The sequence below is a fragment of the Streptomyces sp. NPDC001108 genome (assembly GCF_053598535.1).
The window spans coordinates 1-18,339 of the sequence record NZ_JBSFKL010000004.1; the positions used below are offsets into that span (position 1 = coordinate 1).

General features: G+C 70.6%; 22 protein-coding genes. 14 read left to right on the top strand and 8 right to left on the bottom strand.

The window, feature by feature from the left end:
* Nucleotides 1-298: 298 nt before the first annotated feature.
* On the bottom strand, nucleotides 299-1,237 hold the full coding sequence (locus ACWC97_RS11450; RefSeq protein ID WP_352279333.1) for a MerR family transcriptional regulator: 939 nt from the start codon (nucleotides 1,235-1,237) through the stop codon (nucleotides 299-301).
* A gap of 250 nt (nucleotides 1,238-1,487) precedes the next feature.
* Entirely contained in the window at nucleotides 1,488-1,787 is a 300-nt protein-coding gene (locus ACWC97_RS11455; RefSeq protein WP_352279334.1) for a DUF6342 family protein, read from the bottom strand.
* Nucleotides 1,788-2,088: 301 nt separating this feature from the next.
* Here ACWC97_RS11455 and ACWC97_RS11460 point away from each other — a divergent pair, with 301 nt between their 5' ends.
* The 4 genes from ACWC97_RS11460 (at nucleotide 2,089) to coaD (ending at nucleotide 4,678) form a co-directional block, all read left to right on the top strand.
* Nucleotides 2,089-2,613 (top strand): MepB family protein, encoded by a 525-nt coding sequence (locus tag ACWC97_RS11460; protein WP_450649231.1) that lies wholly within the window; start codon nucleotides 2,089-2,091, stop codon nucleotides 2,611-2,613.
* A gap of 457 nt (nucleotides 2,614-3,070) precedes the next feature.
* Nucleotides 3,071-3,508 carry a hypothetical protein gene (locus tag ACWC97_RS11465; RefSeq protein WP_450648831.1) on the top strand — a complete coding sequence of 146 codons (438 nt, stop codon included), beginning with the start codon at nucleotides 3,071-3,073 and terminating at the stop codon, nucleotides 3,506-3,508.
* On the top strand, nucleotides 3,495-4,103 hold the full coding sequence (locus ACWC97_RS11470) for a Fic family protein (RefSeq protein ID WP_450648833.1): 609 nt from the start codon (nucleotides 3,495-3,497) through the stop codon (nucleotides 4,101-4,103). Before ACWC97_RS11465 ends, ACWC97_RS11470 begins: the two co-directional genes overlap by 14 nt.
* A gap of 167 nt (nucleotides 4,104-4,270) precedes the next feature.
* Complete coding sequence (coaD, locus tag ACWC97_RS11475) at nucleotides 4,271-4,678, top strand: pantetheine-phosphate adenylyltransferase (RefSeq protein WP_352279340.1); 408 nt, start codon at nucleotides 4,271-4,273, stop codon at nucleotides 4,676-4,678.
* 17 nt (nucleotides 4,679-4,695) lie between these two features.
* Here coaD and ACWC97_RS11480 read toward each other — a convergent pair whose 3' ends face one another.
* The 4 genes from ACWC97_RS11480 to ACWC97_RS11495 form a co-directional block, all read right to left on the bottom strand.
* The gene (locus ACWC97_RS11480) at nucleotides 4,696-5,043 is read right to left on the bottom strand and encodes a VOC family protein (protein ID WP_450648835.1); all 348 of its coding nucleotides are present in this window, start codon (nucleotides 5,041-5,043) and stop codon (nucleotides 4,696-4,698) included.
* Between the two features lie 108 nt (nucleotides 5,044-5,151).
* On the bottom strand, nucleotides 5,152-5,358 hold the full coding sequence (locus tag ACWC97_RS11485; RefSeq protein ID WP_450648837.1) for a DUF397 domain-containing protein: 207 nt from the start codon (nucleotides 5,356-5,358) through the stop codon (nucleotides 5,152-5,154).
* Nucleotides 5,359-5,418: 60 nt separating this feature from the next.
* Nucleotides 5,419-5,628: a DUF397 domain-containing protein gene (locus ACWC97_RS11490; protein ID WP_352279345.1), complete on the bottom strand. Its 210-nt coding sequence runs from the start codon at nucleotides 5,626-5,628 to the stop codon at nucleotides 5,419-5,421.
* Between the two features lie 5 nt (nucleotides 5,629-5,633).
* Nucleotides 5,634-6,506, bottom strand: a complete 873-nt coding sequence (locus ACWC97_RS11495) for a helix-turn-helix domain-containing protein (RefSeq protein ID WP_352279347.1) — start codon at nucleotides 6,504-6,506, stop codon at nucleotides 5,634-5,636.
* A 394-nt stretch (nucleotides 6,507-6,900) separates the two neighbouring features.
* On the opposite strand from ACWC97_RS11495, the gene ACWC97_RS11500 reads away from it, so the two are divergent.
* The 4 genes from ACWC97_RS11500 to ACWC97_RS11515 all read left to right on the top strand — a co-directional run bounded on the left by ACWC97_RS11500 (nucleotide 6,901) and on the right by ACWC97_RS11515 (nucleotide 11,141).
* Nucleotides 6,901-8,934 carry a protein kinase domain-containing protein gene (locus ACWC97_RS11500; protein WP_450648839.1) on the top strand — a complete coding sequence of 678 codons (2,034 nt, stop codon included), beginning with the start codon at nucleotides 6,901-6,903 and terminating at the stop codon, nucleotides 8,932-8,934.
* A gap of 292 nt (nucleotides 8,935-9,226) precedes the next feature.
* On the top strand, nucleotides 9,227-9,634 hold the full coding sequence (locus tag ACWC97_RS11505; protein WP_352279349.1) for a hypothetical protein: 408 nt from the start codon (nucleotides 9,227-9,229) through the stop codon (nucleotides 9,632-9,634).
* The gene (locus ACWC97_RS11510) at nucleotides 9,631-9,825 is read left to right on the top strand and encodes a hypothetical protein (protein WP_352279350.1); all 195 of its coding nucleotides are present in this window, start codon (nucleotides 9,631-9,633) and stop codon (nucleotides 9,823-9,825) included. Before ACWC97_RS11505 ends, ACWC97_RS11510 begins: the two co-directional genes overlap by 4 nt.
* Nucleotides 9,826-9,959: 134 nt before the next feature.
* Complete coding sequence (locus tag ACWC97_RS11515; RefSeq protein WP_352279351.1) at nucleotides 9,960-11,141, top strand: methyltransferase domain-containing protein; 1,182 nt, start codon at nucleotides 9,960-9,962, stop codon at nucleotides 11,139-11,141.
* On the opposite strand, the gene ACWC97_RS11520 is transcribed toward ACWC97_RS11515, so the two are convergent.
* Complete coding sequence (locus ACWC97_RS11520; RefSeq protein WP_450648842.1) at nucleotides 11,134-12,369, bottom strand: MFS transporter; 1,236 nt, start codon at nucleotides 12,367-12,369, stop codon at nucleotides 11,134-11,136. The genes ACWC97_RS11515 and ACWC97_RS11520 overlap by 8 nt on opposite strands.
* 83 nt (nucleotides 12,370-12,452) lie before the next feature.
* The gene (locus ACWC97_RS11525) at nucleotides 12,453-13,064 is read right to left on the bottom strand and encodes an ArsR/SmtB family transcription factor (protein WP_450648844.1); all 612 of its coding nucleotides are present in this window, start codon (nucleotides 13,062-13,064) and stop codon (nucleotides 12,453-12,455) included.
* Between the two features lie 165 nt (nucleotides 13,065-13,229).
* Here ACWC97_RS11525 and ACWC97_RS11530 point away from each other — a divergent pair, with 165 nt between their 5' ends.
* The 6 genes from ACWC97_RS11530 to ACWC97_RS11555 all read left to right on the top strand — a co-directional run bounded on the left by ACWC97_RS11530 (nucleotide 13,230) and on the right by ACWC97_RS11555 (nucleotide 18,335).
* Nucleotides 13,230-14,024, top strand: coding sequence for an inositol monophosphatase family protein (locus tag ACWC97_RS11530; protein WP_450648846.1), 795 nt, complete (start codon nucleotides 13,230-13,232; stop codon nucleotides 14,022-14,024).
* Nucleotides 14,025-14,124: 100 nt separating this feature from the next.
* Entirely contained in the window at nucleotides 14,125-14,394 is a 270-nt protein-coding gene (locus tag ACWC97_RS11535) for a type II toxin-antitoxin system Phd/YefM family antitoxin (protein WP_450648848.1), read from the top strand.
* 221 nt (nucleotides 14,395-14,615) lie between these two features.
* The gene (locus ACWC97_RS11540) at nucleotides 14,616-15,203 is read left to right on the top strand and encodes a class I SAM-dependent methyltransferase (protein ID WP_352279469.1); all 588 of its coding nucleotides are present in this window, start codon (nucleotides 14,616-14,618) and stop codon (nucleotides 15,201-15,203) included.
* 36 nt (nucleotides 15,204-15,239) lie between these two features.
* Nucleotides 15,240-16,187, top strand: a complete 948-nt coding sequence (locus ACWC97_RS11545; protein ID WP_450648850.1) for an N-acetylmuramoyl-L-alanine amidase — start codon at nucleotides 15,240-15,242, stop codon at nucleotides 16,185-16,187.
* A 211-nt stretch (nucleotides 16,188-16,398) separates the two neighbouring features.
* Nucleotides 16,399-17,199, top strand: a complete 801-nt coding sequence (locus ACWC97_RS11550) for a hypothetical protein (protein WP_352279356.1) — start codon at nucleotides 16,399-16,401, stop codon at nucleotides 17,197-17,199.
* A gap of 125 nt (nucleotides 17,200-17,324) precedes the next feature.
* On the top strand, nucleotides 17,325-18,335 hold the full coding sequence (locus ACWC97_RS11555) for an LLM class F420-dependent oxidoreductase (protein WP_352279358.1): 1,011 nt from the start codon (nucleotides 17,325-17,327) through the stop codon (nucleotides 18,333-18,335).
* The last annotated feature ends 4 nt before the right edge of the window (nucleotides 18,336-18,339 follow it).

An 18,339-nucleotide genomic window follows, 5' to 3' on the forward strand; every position in this document is an offset into this window, starting at 1 on the left:
ACAAGAACTCCCTCACCCCGACCCCCTACATCCACGCCTACAACGCGGCCGGCAAGGAGATCTACAACCAGAAGAAGCAGCCCACGACCAAGCCCCGCCACTAGATGAATGAGTCCAAGGGGTGTCTCACGATCAGTGGTCGTAAGCGATCAGCGACCTTTGACCGGCTGTTCGGTTTGGTCGTTTGCGAGGGTGTCCAAGTCTGTCGTCACACACCGGCATTGGACGCCCCCGCGCCATGTGCGCAGACCGCCCCGTGGACCCGTTCAGGGATCGAGAGCGGTCTGCACTGCGGTGACTATGCGGCGCGGTTGTCTCGCAGGGCCTGGATGAGCCAGGGGTACACCGGAATCAGGTTCGGTACTACCTGCCAGCCGTTGACGATCCACACCAGCCGCCAGTACCGGTCCACCATGGGATCGTGTGCCTCTTCGAACTGCTGGGCCATCCAGTTCCGGAATTCCGTGTCCGGGGTGCGCGCGAACACCTCGGCGAAGCGGTGCACGAGGTCGTCGATGACGGGTACGGCCCTGTTGCTGAGCGGGTCGATGCCCGACTCCATGGCGTCGGCCACTTTCTGACGGGTGAAGTTCATCAGTTCCTCGCCCGCTTCGCTCTCGATGTCGAGCGGGCGCCCGGCGGCCTGCCATATGGCCATGCGGCGCATCCGGGCCCGGAAGTCCTCATCGCCGACCAGCCCGGCGAGCTCCACCCACGCGGCGATCTGCTCGCCGGACGGATCATCGGGGAGGTCGGGAGTGGCAGCGCGAACCATGGCCACCGCAGCAGGGTCGGCATCCACTGTGCCGAAGGTGCCGTCCATGAATTCGTGGATCAGACGTCGGCGTTCCTCGCCGGACAACTGCGTGAGCCTGTGCATGAGCTTGATCTCCTCGGGATCGGACCCGCGCCCGGCCACGACTCGCAGGACACTCCGACGCAGTTGCAGCACCCGGATCTGGACGTCCATGGCGTCGGCGTGCGCCGCGGCGACTTCCGCCACGGAGAGCTCACGGTCCAGTACCCGTTGGATCGTGGCCAGGTCCATGCCCAGCTCGCGCAGTGTGCGCAGAAGTTCCAGACGAAGCAGTGCGTTGAGGTCGTAGAGCCGATAACCGGCGGGACTTCGGGTGGTCGGCGCTACCACCCCCGAATCGGAGTAGAACCGGATGGTCCTCACGGACAAGCCGGTCCGCCGGGAAAGCTCCCCGATCGAGTAGAGGGTCGTAACGTCCATGTCCCCAACCCTGCTGTCTCCAGTCGCTGGAGACTCAAGGCTATTGCCCGTCCGGGGCGCCGGACGTGACCGCCCCCTCCGACGACGGCCAGTCCGACATCAGGAGGGGGGCGAGGGCGACGGCCGGTTCGCAGAACTGGCGGTTTCGTCGTAGCGGGTGGTGAGGATCGCGCCACCCGCTACAACCGGAGCCCCACCGCCCACCTCGCCGCCACCTTCATGGCCGGCTACGTGGCCCGAAGGGAACCGTCTAGTAGCCGAGGTCCTTCTGCTCGGTGATCAGGCGGCCGGCGATGTGCAGATTGCCGTCGGAGTCGAGCACCGCGATGATCTTCTTCGTCGAGCCGTGGTGAGTCGTGAAGTAGATCTTGTCCGCCTCCTGCGAGGAGGAGTAGTTCGTGTTCACGGACAGCTCGATGCTCACCGGGGAGCTGATGAGCACGTCCTTCTTCGGCGACGTCGGGTAGACCTGGTTCTGCCGCAGCTTGACGCGGCCATGGGTGTCCCCCTCGTCCCAGTCGGATGCCACGCCGAGGTCGATGTCAGCCATGCGATTTCCCCTTCGGTTCCAGTGGACGAACTCTGCGGCCGGGCATCACAGAACATCCCGAACCGAGCACAGAACCTACGCAGTTCATTCACACGATGGCATCACATCATCGGACTATGACTGATTTTCGCCCCACTTCGTCGCGAAGCGGCATCAAGGTTCAGTAGCCACCAAAAAGCCCGAAAAGAGGCCGTGACGACCTCCAGGATGACGGGGAGGTCGGCCCCCTCGGGCCGTCCGGCGCCGCGAAAGGCGGGGCCGGGCGCGCAGGAGTGCACGAGCACGGTGAAAGGATGACCGAATAATGACGAATCATCCTTGGACGGGCCTTCATGGCGACCTGCTGGCGGCGAAGGCACTGGTGTACGACCCGGGCGGTTACGCCTGCTCGCGGCCGGTGCCCGAGCCGGAGAGCGCCGAGTACGCGGCCTGCGCGTTCACCCTCGACGGCCGCTCGGTCCGGTTCCGCTCGGCCAGAACCACCCCGACGAAGGTGGGCCAGTTCGTCACAGTGTGGCAGCGGTCCGAGGAAGGGCCGATCCGCCCCTTCGACATGGACGACGGGGTGGACCTCTTCGTCATCAGCTGCCGCGACACCAACGGTTTCGGCCAGTTCGTGTTCCCGCGCGAGGTGTTGTGCGAGCGCGGCATCGTCTCCCGGAACGGCTCCGGCGGGAAACGCGGTTTCCGCGTCTACCCGCCGTGGGTGACCACGACCAGCAGACAGGCACGCAACACCCAGGCATGGCAGATACACCACTTCCTCGACCTCGGCGGGGCCGGGTCGCCCGATCCGAGCCGCGCCCACGGCCTCTACCACCCCTGAGGACGACAGGACCGAGGCGGCACGGCATGGCGGGAACAAGCCGGCGCGGTCAGAAAAACCGTTCGCGGCCCCAGGGGCATCCAGCCGAAACTGATGGGTCGATCGCATCGGACAGGAAGAGTGGCCAGCCCTGACGTACACCCGTGACACCCTGCCTTTCCCCGACAACCGCGTGCCCCGCGTCACCAACGAGGACATTCGGGACTGGGATGCGTCCGACCCCGCCCGCCACCCGTTCGCCTGGGACGAGGACGAGGAGGAACGTCTCCGCTCGCTGGTCCGCGAGTGGGTGCCGCCCGTGCTCTCCGGCATGGCTGGTCGGTGGCAGGCAGAACACTGGTGTGAGAGTCAGGTGGACGCGGTCGTCCGGGAGCGATACGGCACCTGGGCCTGGGGATGGAGCTGGTGCTACCTCGACGGTGGGCCCATCGGAAACTGGGTCAGAGGGTCAAGCTCGGTGACGACCCCCGACGCGACCGCAGAACGAGTCGTGGCCGCGCTGCTGGAGTGGCGGGAGTGGTTGGAGCGAACGGCCCAGCGCTTCGCCGAACTGGCGCCGCCGCCGGACGCCTCGCCCGAGGATCGCAGTTGGCACCTGGATCGGGCCTGCGTCCGACTCGTGACCCACACCCTGGACTCGGGTGCGGAGGGCGGCTGGTACGGGCAGGCGTCGATCGTCCTGGGCTGGTACCTCACCAGTACCGGCATGGACCCGGCCGAAGCCTCGCAAGCGGTGAAGAGTGCGATCGGTGGCCGGTTTGAGAGCTGGGTCCGTCCGGAGCGAACGCTGATCGAATCCGTCGGCGAGGATCTCGCCATCGGCCTCACCGGCCGCGCCCCGTACCAGGACCACCGTGAGAGGGCGGTGCTGGAGGAGTTCCATGACCGCTACTGACAGCCTTTCGGTCTGGCTGCGCGTGCGCCGCGAGGTCGACTGGCCATGTGCACCGGTGCTGCAACGGGCCCCGGCCGGCCGCGACGGGTTCCAAGCCTGGTGCGAGGGACCGGTGCGCCGACGCGACCCGATTCGCGCCGAGCGTCTGCTCGCCGCCCACGCCCTGGCCCGAGAGGATGCCGCACGCCGGAGCCCGCTGAACTTCGCGCTCCTGGCCGGCTGGCAGCGCGAAGTGCTCGCCGCACCAGGGACACCGTTCCGCATGGGCGACGCCTACGCGAAGGCCGGCCGCGAGCGCTACGGCCTCACCCCTCGCACGCAGGCCGATTTCGATGGCTGCCTGCGCGAGACGACCGACCCGGACATCCCGCTGGCGGCACGCGCGGCCCGCGCCTACCTCGACGTGGCGTTCTTCCACCCCTTCACCGATGGCAACGCCCGCGCCGCACTGCTGACCTTGGTCCATGTCCTGGCGCGGGAGGACATCGTCCTTCCAGAGGTCGGCCCTCTCCAGACCACCCGCTACGCGGACGACCCCGCCGGTGCCGCCGATCTCGCCACTCTTATCGGGGTGCTCAACCGCCGCCGACACTGAAGCGCTGGCGGGGTCGCACCGACACCTTCCGCCAACCCGCTCAACTGGCCAGCCAGCGGCGCGCACGACGCGACGCTCGTGGTCGCCAGGCCGCGCCGCGTGCGACGACGACTCGTGCGGCCGGTTCGCGTCCGTCGAAGGCAGGGCGCCCTGTACTCTCTCCGGTCATGCGAGCCCTCTTCCCAGGATCTTTCGACCCGGTCACGCAAGGGCATCAGGACATACTCCGGCGGGCGTCCCTCCTGTTCGACGAGGTCGTCGTGTGCGTGATGTCCAACGCGAACAAGACCGGGCGTCTCCCCGTCGCGGAGCGGCTGGAACGGCTCCGCGCGGCGGCGGCCGGGCTGCCCAACGTCACGGTGGACTCCCATACCGGGGGCCTTCTGGTCGACTACTGCCGCCGGGGCGGGATCGATGTCGTCGTCCGGGGAGTCCGGGGCACTTCCGACCTGGACTACGAGATGCCGATGGCCCGGATGAACCACGAACTGGCCGGGGTCGAGACGTTCTTCATCGCCTCGGATCCCGCCCTGGCCCATATCTCCTCCACGCTTGTCACCACGATGGATCAGTAGGGCCTGTCGGCAGGCCGTCAGCGGTGGCTCAGTACGTTGACCACGCGGCCGGAAGGGTCGCGCACGAAGAAGCGCCGCACGCCCCACTCCTCGTCCTGCAAAGGGTGGACGATCTCCGCGCCGCTCTCCCGCATGACCGCGTAGGCCGCGTCCACGTCGTCCACCTCCACGCTCATGTCGGGGGTGACCGGTGCCGTTAGATCGGCGGTCATGACGCTGATCTGCGCCGCCGGGTTGGACGGGGAGGCGAGCGTCATGATCCAGCCATGGTTCATGACCTCCTCGAAGCCCAGCAGGCCGTAGAAGTCCCGGCTCTCCTGCCCCTTCTCCGACTGGATGTTGGGCACGACTCGACGAACGGTCACCGGAGAACTCCAAACGAGAAGGGCGTGCCCCTGGAACTTCCCCCGGAGGGGGTGTGGTGCGGAGGTCCCTGCCGGGGCAGGGGCGGGGACCTCCGCTCGGGAGACGCGTCAGGCGCCGGACGTGAGCCCGGTGACGAACGCGCTCCAGGCGGCGGCCGGGAAGACGCAGACGCCCCGGCCGGGGTCCTTGGAATCACGCACGGCCATCACCCGCCCGCCGAAGCGGGCACCTTCGACGCAGTTGCCGCCCTGGTCGTTGCTGTAGCTCGACTTGAACCAGTCGGCTCCGTGCAAGGTCTCAGCCGGGATGGACATGGGGTTCACAGCTCCTCGATTCCTCGGTTCCCGTACGGGACATCAGGATCGTCCAGAACGTCAGGCGACGGTGTCGGCGGCCTTCACCTCGGCGACGAACGCGCACCAGGCGGCGGCCGGGAAGACGCAGACGCCCTGGCCGGGGGCCTTGGAGTCCCGGACAGCCATCACCCGCCCGTCCAGCCGAGCGCCCTCGACGCAGTCGCCACCCTGGTTGTTGCTGTAGCTCGACTTGAACCAGTCGGCACCGGCGAGCTGATGAGTGGTCATGTAAATCAATGCTCCTTGATTGCTTCTCTGATCATGCCGAGGGATTCCTGTGGTCCCACGGCAAGAATCTGGAGGTCGTTGAACGCCTCTTCGTATAGGCCCACATCGGCGCGCTTACGCATGACCGAAGCCCCGCCCAGGTACTCCAGGTAAACGATGGACTCCGCGTCGCCGAGCCGGAACAGCGTGAAGGCACCGTTCATCCCGGGGTGCACACCCGCCTTGAAGGGAACGACCTGCACCCGCACGGAGGGCCGAGCGGCCACCTCCGCCAGATGCTCTATCTGCGCCCGCATGACGGCCGGACTGCCGACCTGGCGGCGGAGAACCGCCTCGTTGATGACCGCCGCGAACTTGAGCGGCACCGAACTGCGATCGAGCACTTCCTGCCGGGTCATTCGTACCTCGACAAGTCGGTCGATCTCGTCGGCCGAAAGCCGCTCGTGCTCACGCTGGTAGATAGCGCGCACGTACTCCTCGGTCTGGAGGAGACCCGGCACGAACTCACCCTCGTACTTGTGCAGTGCGGATGCCGTGGCCTCCAGGCCCAAGTACGCCTTGAACGTGGGCGCGATGGCAGGCCGGTACTCGGGGGACTGCCACCAGTCCTTCTTCGTCTTGGTGACGGCCGCGTACCCCATCAGCAGGGAGCGCTGCTCGGGGGTCGCCTTGTAGATCTCGCAGAGCGCCATCACGTCCACGGCCTCGACGACCAGGTTGTCCCCCGTCTCCAGCCGCGTCAGCTTCGACGGGCTGCAGAGCAGCGTCCGGACGACCTGGGTCGAGGTGAGGCCGGCCTCGTGCCGGAGCTTGCGAAGTTCACGTCCTAACTGAAGACGGCAGAGTGCGGGCGTTGCCGACTCCACATCTGTAATCATCTTCTGCCTCCCAGGACTTGTTACCCAGTGTGACGGAGAATGTTCCGTTGCCGCAAGGAGTGTTCTGCGCCGACGCAGAACACTCCGTCCGGGGGCGCGAACACGCCGGAGAGGCGCAGAAATTCGCGCAAGAATCTGCACGCAGAATTTCTCTGCGACAGCTCCACATTACCGTCCGCACTGTCACGATTACCAAGTGTTGCGGAAATGGGCTCTTCTGTCGCCTTGTCCCCCAGCCCGGTCAACTGCCGGATCCGGACAGCTCATTGACGAACCCAGGGAGCCTTCTTCGCGGGCCGTACTCTTTCCGGGGACCGACTTCCGGAACGCTGTGCCGCGTACGGCCGACGCCACGAACTCCGCGCACGGCGGAAACATGACGAGGTGCGCGAACGTGTGGGGTCGAGGAACGCTCATCGGTGACCGGTACGTGCTGGACGGGCGGCTGGGACAGGGCGCCATGGGGGAGGTCTGGCGCGCCGAGGACCAGGTGTTACGTCGCCCGGTCGCGGTGAAGATGCTGCATCCCTCGGGGCTTGAGGACAATTCCTTCCTCCCGCGCTTCCGGCGGGAGGCCAAGATCCTCGCCGCCATTCACCACCCGGGGGTCGTCGGCGTCCACGACTACGGCGAGCAGGTGTTCCCCGCGAGCGGCGGGCCCGACGGTGCGGCGGCGCACGCCGCGTACATCGTCATGGAACTCGTCGAGGGCAGGACCCTGGACGAGGTCCGCGCGGAGTACGGGCTCCTCCCCGCCGCCCGGGTCTTCGAGCTCGCCGCCGAGGCGCTCGACGCGCTGCACACCGTGCACCGGCTCGGCATCGTGCACCGCGACATCAAGCCGTCGAACATGATGCTGCGCAAGGACGGCCGGGTGGCGGTGACCGATTTCGGTATCGCCCGCGCCGAGACCGACACCCGGCTGACCAGCCGGAACGCGATCATCGGCACCGCGCGCTACATGGCCCCCGAGCAGTCCCGGGGCCTCCCCGCGATCCCGGCGTCCGACCTCTACGCCATCGGGGTGGTCTGCTACGAACTGCTCACCGGAGAGCCGCCGTTCAGGGGCGGGTCGCCCGTCGAGGTCGCCCTCAAGCACATCGAGGAGCCCGTACCGGAGCTTCCCGGCGACATGTCGAAGGGGGCCAGGGAGTTCATCGCGAAGGCGCTCGCCAAGGACCCCGAGGACCGCTTCGTCAACGCCGCCGTGATGGCCGCCGCCGCTCGCCGGGTGGCCGCGGGCGGTGCGCCGGCCCCGGACCGGGACGCCGCCGAGGGACAGGAGCCGCGCTCCAGTGCGCAGCCGTCCGACGCCGAGCCCTCCGGCGAGCAGCCCTCCGACGCGCGGCCCGGCACGCCCTCTGCCCAGTCGCGTCTCCGCGGCCGCCTCCGTCGACGGCCGGTGGTCGTCCTGACCGCGCTGGCCGTTCCGGTGGCCATCGCCGCGGCCGTGTATCTCGTGCCGGAACTCACCGGCTCCGACTTCAGGTCCGACGCCATGCAGGCCGCGGGCCCCGGCTCCAAGGACACGGCCCCCAGCAAGCTCGGTGCGGGGTGGGAGGACCGCGGCGTCATCCAGAGCAAGGAGTTCCCGTCGACGGACACGTTCTGGATGGCCGACATCGACGGCGACGGCAAGGAGGACTTCCTCTCGGTCGACAAGGACCAGAACGTCCGGCTCTACCGGAACCACGGCCCTTCGGACACGGCCTGGAAGCCTTTCACCCTGGAGAAGACCTCCTACGAGCCCCGCGACGGCTCCGCCGGCAACACACTCCGCTTCGCCGACATGGACGGTGACGGCCATGCGGACTGCGTGGACGTCTTCCTGGACGGCCGGATGTCCATCCGCACCTGGAAGAGCGGCCTCCCGGACAGCACGGGCATGTGCATGACTCCGCACACCGGCGCTTTCGAGGTGCGCTCGTGGGGGTCCAGCGGCGATCTGCCGTCCATCGACCCGAAGACCCGCATCCGCATCGCGGACGTCACCGGAGGCGGGCGGGACGACTACCTGCTGATCGAGCCGGACGGTGAGACAACGGCCTGGTTCAACAAGGATTTCGTCCCCGAGAACGATCAGGAGCGGCTGGACTGGGAAGTGCCCATCAAGATCAGCGACGCCGTGTCGAACACCGGGACGGTCCAGGAGATCCGGTACGCGGACCTCAACGGGGACGAGCGCGCCGATCGCATCCTGGTCACCGCCAAGGGCGGCGCCTTCGCCTGGCTCAACGAAGGGGACAAGGGGGCGGGCGGCACGTACCGGCGGATCGGCAGGATCGCGGAGGACGCCGAAGTACCGTCGAAAGACGTGCAGTTCGCCGATGTGGACGGGGACGGCAAGGCCGACTTCCTCCGCATCGGATGGACCGGCGTCACCCACGCCTGGCTCAACAGACTCCAGCCGGACGACTTCCGCTCCTGACCTCCCTCCGCGACGCGCGACCCCCCGACCGGACGGAGAACATCCCGCAGCCACCAGACGGGTTCTGCTCCCGCGCAGAACACCTCACCCCGGGGAACGCACGCGCCGGAGCGGCGCGCACATTCACACGGAAACCTGCTCGCAGAAAACCGCCTCATGGGCTCCTGGCTGCCCTCGGTGCTGCGACGATTACCAAAGGTTGCCAAATCGGACGCAAGCGACGGCACCGCCCTCGCATCACGTCCGCCTGCCGTCCTTCCCCATGCCCAGGACCCCAGCCAGGAGCCCCCACATGACACACGCCTCCCCCGAGCAATCGCCGCACGGGGCCGACCGCCTGCCCCTGGACGTCGAGACCGCACTCGCGGCCGCCGAGGACGCCCTCGCCCTCCGGCTCGGCACCGTCACCCGCGAGGAGATCGACCTCCGGACCGCCGAACTGGTCGGACGGGTCGGTCTCTTCGCCGACGAGGTGCTGGACCGCGCGCTGACGCCCGCGTCCCGCTCCGTACGGTGGGAGGTCGACCAGCTCCTCGCCTCCACGCCCAGCGGTGGCGCGCTCGTCTTCGCGTCCTACCAGCATCTGCACGACCTCGCCCGGATGCTGCGCCGGCTCGCCAACTCCGTCGCGGGGCGAGGGGCCGGGCCGACTACTGCCGCCGCCCCGGCGGCTCCCGTCGAGGGCGGGGTGACGGCATGAGCATCGACGTACAGCCCTGGGAGTACGGGACGTTCGCACCCTCGGGACACATCTGCCCCGCCTGCCTGGAGCCGATCCAGCCGTCCGACCGCTGCCTCCGGGGCAGTCTCCCCCGCCAGGACGGAGGGCCGGTCACGCTCTACCGGCACATCGACTGCGCGCACCCGCAGGGCCCGTCGATCCCCCTCTGATCCGACTCCGGCGAAGCCGCTGACGCGTCCGCCGCGACACCTCCCGCCCGCCCTCCGGGGGCGCGTCGCGGTGTCCGTTCCCCTCCTCCCGTATCCACCCGATCCACCCGCTGGGAGCCCGTGTGAGCACTCCGATGAGCACTCCGACGAACCTCGACCGAGCCCGGCCGCACATGGCCGCTCTCGCCGACGCGCTGGCCCGCGACGGCGCCATCCGGACGCCCGCGTGGTCGCAGGCGTTCCGCAGGGTGCCCCGCCATCTCTTCGTACCGCGCTGGTACGTCCAGGAGCGGAACGAACGGGGCATCAGCGTGTGGCGGGAGAGCCACGACGCGGCCACCGACGACGGTCTCGCCGCCGCCTACCGCGACGAGACGCTGGTGACCGCGCTCGACCCGGACACCGCCGAGCGGGTCGACGCCACCGCGTGGACCGGCGTCCCGACCTCGTCGAGCACCCTGCCCCGGCTCATGGCCGGAATGCTCGAAGACCTCGGCGTCGGGGACGGCCACCGGGTCCTGGAGATCGGCACCGGCACCGGCTACAACGCGGCCCTGCTCTGCCACCGGCTCGGGGACCGCCTGGTGACCTCCGTCGACATCGATCCGGCGGTCGTCGACACGGCGCGGGACCGGCTGGCGGTCGCGGGCTTCGCGCCACGGCTCGTCCCGGGCGACGGCGTCCGGGGCAACCTCACCGGCGACCGGTTCGACCGGATCATCGCGACCTGCTCCGTCCCGGCCGTACCCGCCGCCTGGATCGGGCAGAGCAGGCCCGGCACCCTCCTGGTCACCGACATCGCCCTCGGCGTCGAGGGCGGGCTCGTCCGCCTGGAGGTCGACGAACAGGGGCGCGCGCTGGGCCACTTCACGACGACCGGCGGCCGCTTCATGCCCGCCCGCACCGACGCCCGTACGTACGCGGCGCCGCGCCGGCCGAGGCCCGCCGCGGAGACGGGCGCCCGGCGGTCGCGGGTCACCGCCGCGGACCTGCGCGCGCACTACGCCTTCCGGCTGGTCCTCGCGTTCCACCTGCCGGGGGCGGAGATCGTCCACCATCTGGACGGCGCCGGGGTCATGGCGCTCCAGGTGCAGGGCCCGGACGGTTCGTGGGCGCGTACACCGCTCGCGGGCGACGACACCGGCACCGTGACGCAGGGGGGCGACCCCGGCCTCTGGTCCCGGGTCGAGGACGCGTGGCGCTGGTGGAACGGGGCGGGCCGCCCGGCCCACGACAGGTTCGGCTACGCACGCGAGGCGGACGGCACCGCGCGCGTCTGGCACATCCCGGACGGGACCCGATGGAACGTCACGTGACGGGCTCCCCCGCTTCCGTACCGGCCGCAGCGTGTCTCGCACGGTCCATCTCCCGCCACTCCCGGCGCAGTCCGGCCAGGTTGGTGGTGAGGAAATACAGGATCCCGCAGGTCAGCAGGGTCGGCACGAGTCCGGCGGCGGCGACCGCCGCACCGGCGAGCAGACCACCGAGCGGCGTTCCGGCCCAGGCGAGCGAGTCGCCGAGGGCGTTGACCCGGCCCAGCATGCGGCGCGGGACCCGTTCGAAGAGGACGGCGCCCAGGACGGGGTTGATGAACCCGGCGCCGAACCCGCTCACGGCGAAGACGCCCAGCACCGCCCCCAGCGGGACATCGGCGGCGAGGATCAGGAACCTCGGCGCCCCGGCCAGCAGGAACCCGACGAGCACCACCGTCCGACGGCGCAGCCGGTGCGCGAACGTCGCGGCGATCAGGCTCCCGGCCACCGCCGCGGCCCCCATCACACTGCTCATGAGGCCCATCGCGGCCGGTCCGTTGCCGGACTCCCTGGCCCAGACGGGGAGGAGCACCGAACCGATCGCCGCGTCGAGCAGGTTGGTGATGGCCACCATGACGATGACGGTGAGCAGCAGCGGCTCGCCCCTGAGGAAGGTGAAGCCCTCGCCGAACCGCTTCCAGTAGCCCGGCTCCGCCGCGCCGTCCGGTCCCGGCGCGGCCTCCTTCGCCGCGCGCCCCATGCCGCGCGGCAGCACCAGCCCGACGACCACCGATCCGCTGACGAGGCAGACCGCGTTGACGACCAGTCCGGTCAGCGGGCCCACCAGCGCGACCAGGGCGCCACCGGCCGCCGGGCCGATGGTGGAGGCCAGCCGCTCGACCACACCGGCCACGCCGGTGGCCCGCTCCAGCGGGACCGCGCCCCGGTCGGCGGCCTCCGGCACCATGACCTCCTTGGCCAGATCGCCGGGACCGCGCGCCGCGCCGATCACCGCGACCAGCGCCAGCAGCAGCGGGAAGGTCAGCAGGTGCAGGACGTGGAGCAGGGGGATCAGAGCGGCGGCGGTCGCGCTCGTCAGGTCGGTGCTCCAGGAGACGACCCGGGGGCCGGCCCGGTCCACCACCGGTCCGGTGAACGCCTTGACCAGGACGTAGGGCGCCATCTCGCAGAAGACGACCAGGCCGGTCCGGGTGGCGCTGCCCGTCGTGACGAGCACGAACCAGGGCAGGGCCACGAGGGAGATCCGGGTGCCGGTCAGGGACAGGGCCATGGCCGCCAGCACCCCGGACAGGGGCCTTAAGGACCGCGCTTCGGGTATCCGAGTGGCTGCGGCCTCCGCCGTCCCGTCCGCCGTCACGGCTCCTCCGGATCGGGCAGGAGGTGGGTGATGACCTCGACCCGCCCGGCGCCCTCGGGAGCGGTCGCCGCCGCTCCCGGGCTGTCCCGGCGGTAGCGGCCGACCACGTCCCACAACTCCTGGCGCAAGGCGGCGGCTTCCTCCGGGGTGAGCAGCAGGCCCACGTCGCTCATGTCGAACGCGTCGTGCCAGGCGGGGGCCATCGTCTGGAGTTCGCCCAGGGTCCGCTGGATCTGAAGAGTGTGCAGGGCGGCGACCGACTGGAGGTAGGCCAGGACGGCCTCGGGCTCCTCGACGGCCAGCTCCCGGTCCCGCAGCTCCGTCGTCCGGTGGACCGAGCGCCACCAGCGCTCCCGCGCGTTGCCGCGCCCGGTGTCCTCCTCGACGAATCCGGCCGCGCCGAGCTGGCGCAGGTGGTAGCTGGCCGTGCCGGAGTTCACCCCCAGCCGCTCCGCGAGCCGGGTGGCCGTCGACGGGCCGTGCTTCCGCAACAGCCCCACCAGCCGGACCCGCACCGGGTGCGCCAGGGCGCGCAGCCCCTTGGCGTCCAGGACAACCGATTCCGCTTCCACCGCGGGCCCGTCCGGGCCCTCCCGCTCATCCGTCATGCCGCACACACTAGACCGCAAAGAACTCTTCGCAAAGAGTTCTCCGCAAAGATTTGTTCGCGAAGAGATCTTTGTGGTTCGGCCGGGGCGCGGGGCACCCGGTACGGGCGGCTGCTGTACGGCCGGGCCGGGACGGCCTGCGAAACAGCCCTTAACCTGCACAACATGACTGATTCCTATGCGAGTTCGGATGACGTCTCGGTCGCGACGGCCGGGGCGCGAGCGGGTGCGGACGTGGTCCGGGAGCTGTACGGCCAACGGCTCGACCGCATCGACAAGGGCGCCGGGGACTTCGCCACCGCCGCCGACGTGGCGGCCGAGAAGGCGATCGTCGACGTCATCCGCGCCGCCCGGCCCGATGACGCGGTGCTGGGCGAGGAGGGCGGGCGGCAGGGGGCCGACGGGGCCGTGCGCCAGTGGCTGGTGGACCCCCTGTGCGGCACGCTGAACTACGCGGTCGGCTCCCTGCTGGTGGCCGTCAACGTGGCGCTGCGCGACGGGGCGGCGGCGGTGGCCGACCCGTTCACCGGCGAGGTCTTCGCCACCGACGGGAAGACCGCCAGGGTGCAACGCGACGGGGCCGACGACGCGCCGCTGACGCCCACGTCCGCCAGTCGGCTGGTCGACGTCAACCTCGACCCGCCGTTCCCGAGCGCGCCGGAGTACCGGGCCGTGGAGCTGCTGGCCCACCCCGGGTTCGTCGCACGGTTCCGGCCGCGCGTCGTGTCCACGACCCTGGCGCTGGCCTGGGTGGCCGCCGGGAAGCGCGCCGCGTACGTCACCGACGGCGGCGACCTCTCCGGGAGCGTCCACTTCGCGGCCGGGATCACCCTGTGCCGGGCCGCCGGCTGCGTCGTCACCGGCATCGACGGCGCCCCGCTGGGCCAGTCGGGTCGCGGGCTCCTGGCCGCCGCCGACGAGGAGACCCACGGGCTGCTGCTGTCGATGCTGCGCCGCTGAGGCCGGGGGTCCGGTGTTCCCTCCACAGCCGGAAGGCCTGGCACCCCCTCCCGAGTGACACCGCGTAGCGCCGGTCGCACACCCCGCTAACGTGGCGGGTATGGCAGCACAGCCGGAGATCACCCAACGCGACCTGCGCAACCGGCCGAAAGAGAACCTGGACGCCGTCCAGAACGGGCAGTCCTTCACCGTCACACGGGACGGTCACCACATCGCCGAGCTGGTCCCGCTGCGCCGCCGGAGGCGCTTCGCCCCTCGCGGCGACTTCACCGCGATGTCCCGCACGGCTCCCGACATCTCGCTGGACGCCTTCCGCTCCGACCAGGCAGCCACCGCGGAACAGATCCCGTACGACCCGTATGCACGCTGAATACGAGCAGGGGCTGCTCCACACCAACGTCGGCGAAAGCCCCTCCCACCCCGCCGCACCCCCCGTGCGGGAAGTGCGGCACGATGGGGCGCCGCCCCCGGGCGCGTAGTCGTACCCGTCGCCACCAGGAGGAACCCGTGTCCGCCGCGTCAGTTGCCGAGCCGTCTTCCGTCGAACCGTCCCCGGAGGTTCTCGCCGCCTTCCGGGCCGCCAAGGGCTTCATGCCGGAGGGCGAGGGGCTCGCGCTGTACGCGGCCGCCGTCGCGGGGGCCGCGCTGGGGCTGCCGGTGCTGGAGGTCGGTACGTACTGCGGGCGCTCCACGATCCTGCTCGCCGACGCCGCGCGGGCGGCCGGGGTGACGGCCCTCACCGTCGACCACCACCGCGGCAGCGAGGAGCAGCAGCCCGGCTGGGAGTACCACGACCCGACCGTGGTGGACCCTGAGGTCGGGCGGATGGACACGCTGCCCACCTTCCGCCGGACCCTGCACGCGGCCGGTCTGGAGGAGCACGTGGTGGCGCTGGTCGGGCGGTCGCCGCAGGTCGCGGCCGTCTGGGGCGGGAAGCTCGGCTTCGTCTTCATCGACGGCGGCCACACCGACGAGCACGCCACCGGTGACTACGAGGGCTGGGCGCCGCATGTCGCCGAGGGCGGGCTGCTGGTGATCCACGACGTGTTCCCGGACCCGGAGGACGGCGGGCAGGCCCCGTACCGGATCCACCAACGGGCCCTGGCCTCCGGCGCGTTCACCGAGGTGTCGGTGACGGAGTCGCTGCGGGTGCTGCGGCGGACCGGGCCCGGCATCTGAGACGGGGCGGCCCGCACGCCCCGATAGCATCGCGTGATGCCGTACGACGAGAGTGTTTCCCCCACCCGCCGCCGCCGTACCCCGACAGCCTTCGTGCTGGCCGCCGTGTGCGCGCTGGGCGCCGCGGGGTGCGGCGCGGGCGAGGTCGGCGGAGGCGGCGCGGCCGCCGGGCCGGATCCGAGCGGTTCGGCGTCCGCCTCGTCCCCGTCCGCGTCCGGACCGGCCGAGCCCTCCGGGCGGACCTCGCCGTCGAAGACACCGTCCCGCACCACCCCGCCCGCCGCCGAGCCGCCCGCGGGCACCGGCTCGGGACCGCTGCACGGCCGGACCGTCGTCATCGACCCCGGGCACAACCCCGACAACCACCTGCACACCCGCGAGATCAACCGCCAGGTGGACATCGGCACCACCCGCAAGGAGTGCGACACCACCGGGACGTCGACCAACTCCGGTTACGCGGAGGCCCGGTTCACCCTGGACGTCGCGCACCGGCTGCGCACCCTGCTCCGGGCGCAGGGCGCCAAGGTCGTGCTGACGTACGACGACGACCGGGCGTTCGGGCCGTGCGTGGACGAGCGGGCCCGGATCGGGAACGAGGCGCGGGCCGACGCGGTGGTGTCGGTGCACGCGGACGGTTCGGCGGTCGGCAACCGGGGCTTCCATGTGATCGTCCCCGGGCTGGTAAGGGGCGGGGCGGCGGACACCTCGAAGATCGTCGCGCCCTCGCGCGACCTCGGAACCAGAATCGCCGGTCTCTTCGTACGCGCCACCGGAAGCGCCCCTTCCAATTACATCGGCGGCAATACCGGACTGGACATCCGAAAGGATCTGGGCGGACTGAATTTGTCGACCGTGCCCAAAGTGTTCATCGAATGCGGCAATATGCGAGACCCGAAGGACGCCGCCCTGCTCACCAGCGCGGGCTGGCGCCAGAAGGCCGCACAAGGCATCGCGGACGGCATCAGCAGCTATCTCGACCGTTGAGCCCGTTGGGCCCTGACTTCGCAAGAGGTGGTTCTGCGGCGAAAACGGGGGGATGTGCGTCCGTCTTCCGGGCAAGGGCACAACCCGCCCCGGCAGACGATAGATTCATCCGTACGATGGGGGCCGCCCCAAGCTTCGTACCGAACCCGCCGTATCCGTACCGGTGGCAGCGACGACCGCCCCGACGAGACGACCGACTAAGGACCTTCACGTGAATATCCGCTCCCTCACACGAGGCGACGGCGTGGTGATCGGAGCAGCGGCCGTGCTGTTCATCGCCTCTTTCCTCAGCCTCAGCGGCTGCTCCCTGAGCGACTGCGGCTACCGCAGCAACGCCTGGGACAGCCTCGGCCTCCTGATGAGCGTCTACCTCGCCGGGGTCATCGCGGCGGCGCTGATCATCGTGAGCCGCGCCACTCCGGGCCGCAAGGTCGCGGGCTTCGACCTCGGCCAGTTCGGCGCCGCGCTCAGCATCTTCTCGGCGTGGACGGCGCTGTGGACCCTGCTCGACGCCGGCAACGCGGGCGCCGGTCTCATCCTCGGCGTGCTCGGGGCGCTGGCCCTCGCGGGCGGCGCGGTCGCCACTCCGCTGGTCCCCGCGCTCAAGGCCCCGCTGATGAGCGCCCCCACCCCGAACTCCGCGCAGCCGCCGTACGGCGGGCAGCCGGGCCAGCCCGGTCCGGGATACGGCTACCCGGGCGGTCAGCAGCCGTCCTACGGCGGCCAGCCGGGCCAGCCGCAGCAGCCGTCGTACGGTGGCCAGCCGCAGGCCGGTCAGCCGGACCCGCAGGCCGCCCAGCAGGCGCCGGCCGGTGACTTCACCCCGTTCTGGTTCGCGGTCCCGGTGGCCCGCCCGCTGTACGGCGAGGACGGTTCGCCGACGCCGATCGCGGAGCTGGCACCGGGCACCTGGTACCTCGCGGTGGAGCAGCGCGGTCCGGGCCTGGTCGCCCAGACCCAGGACGGGCGTCGCGGCGTCCTCCAGGACACCACGGGCATCCAGCGCGGCTGAGCCGACGCCGCCCGGCGCACCACTTCAGCGGCCCCTCGCCCCTTCCGGGCGGGGGGCCGCTGCCGTACCCTCGGTACCGCGTCATCGATCTGACATACCGTCAGAGATATGGGGAGGCGGCGGAGATGAGGCTGGGACTGGCGCTCGGATACTGGGGCCGCGGCCCGAACCCGGCCCACTTGGAGCTGGCCCGGGAGGCCGAGGCGCTGGGGTACGCGTCGGTGTGGACGGCGGAGGCATGGGGTTCGGACGCCTTCACCCCGCTGACCTGGATCGCCGCGCACACCTCCCGTATCCGGCTGGGCACCGCCCTCGCGCAGATGGCGGCGCGCACCCCGACCGCGACCGCCATGCACGCCCTCACCCTGGACCACCTCTCCGGAGGCCGGATGATGCTCGGCCTCGGGCTGTCCGGGCCGCAGGTGGTGGAGGGCTGGTACGGGCGGCCGTTCCCGAAGAGTCCGCTGACCGCGACCCGGGAGTACGTCGACGTCGTCCGGCAGGTGCTGCGGCGGGAGGCCCCCGTCACGCTGGACGGCCGCTTCCACTCCCACCCGTACGCGGGTCCGGACGCCACCGGGCTGGGCAAGCCGCTGAAGCCGATCACCCATCCGCTGCGGCCGGGGCTGCCGGTGCTGCTGGGGGCCGAGGGGCCGAAGAACATCGCGCAGACGGTCCGGATCGCCGACGGGTGGCTGCCGCTGTACTGGTCGCCGACGCGCACCGACGTGTACGCGGCCTCGCTCGACGGGCTGCCCGAGGGGTTCATGATCGCGCCGATGGCCCGCGCGCTGGTCTGCGACGACGTCGCCGAGGGGCTGCTGCCGGTGAAGGCGATGCTCGGTTTCTACATCGGCGGCATGGGGCACGCGGCCCGTAATTTCCACGCCGACCTGATGGCGCGGATGGGGTTCGAGGAGGAGGCCCGCCGCATCCAGCGGCTCTTCCTCGAAGGGCGCAAGGAGGAGGCGGTGCTGGCGGTGCCGGACGCCTTCGCGGACGAGATCTCGCTGGTCGGGCCGCGGGAACGGATCGCGGAGCGGCTGGAGCTGTGGCGGCGGGGCCCGGTGACCGACCTGCTGGTGACGGCACCGGACCCCCACACCCTGCGGGTGCTCGCCGAACTCAACGCATAGGGCG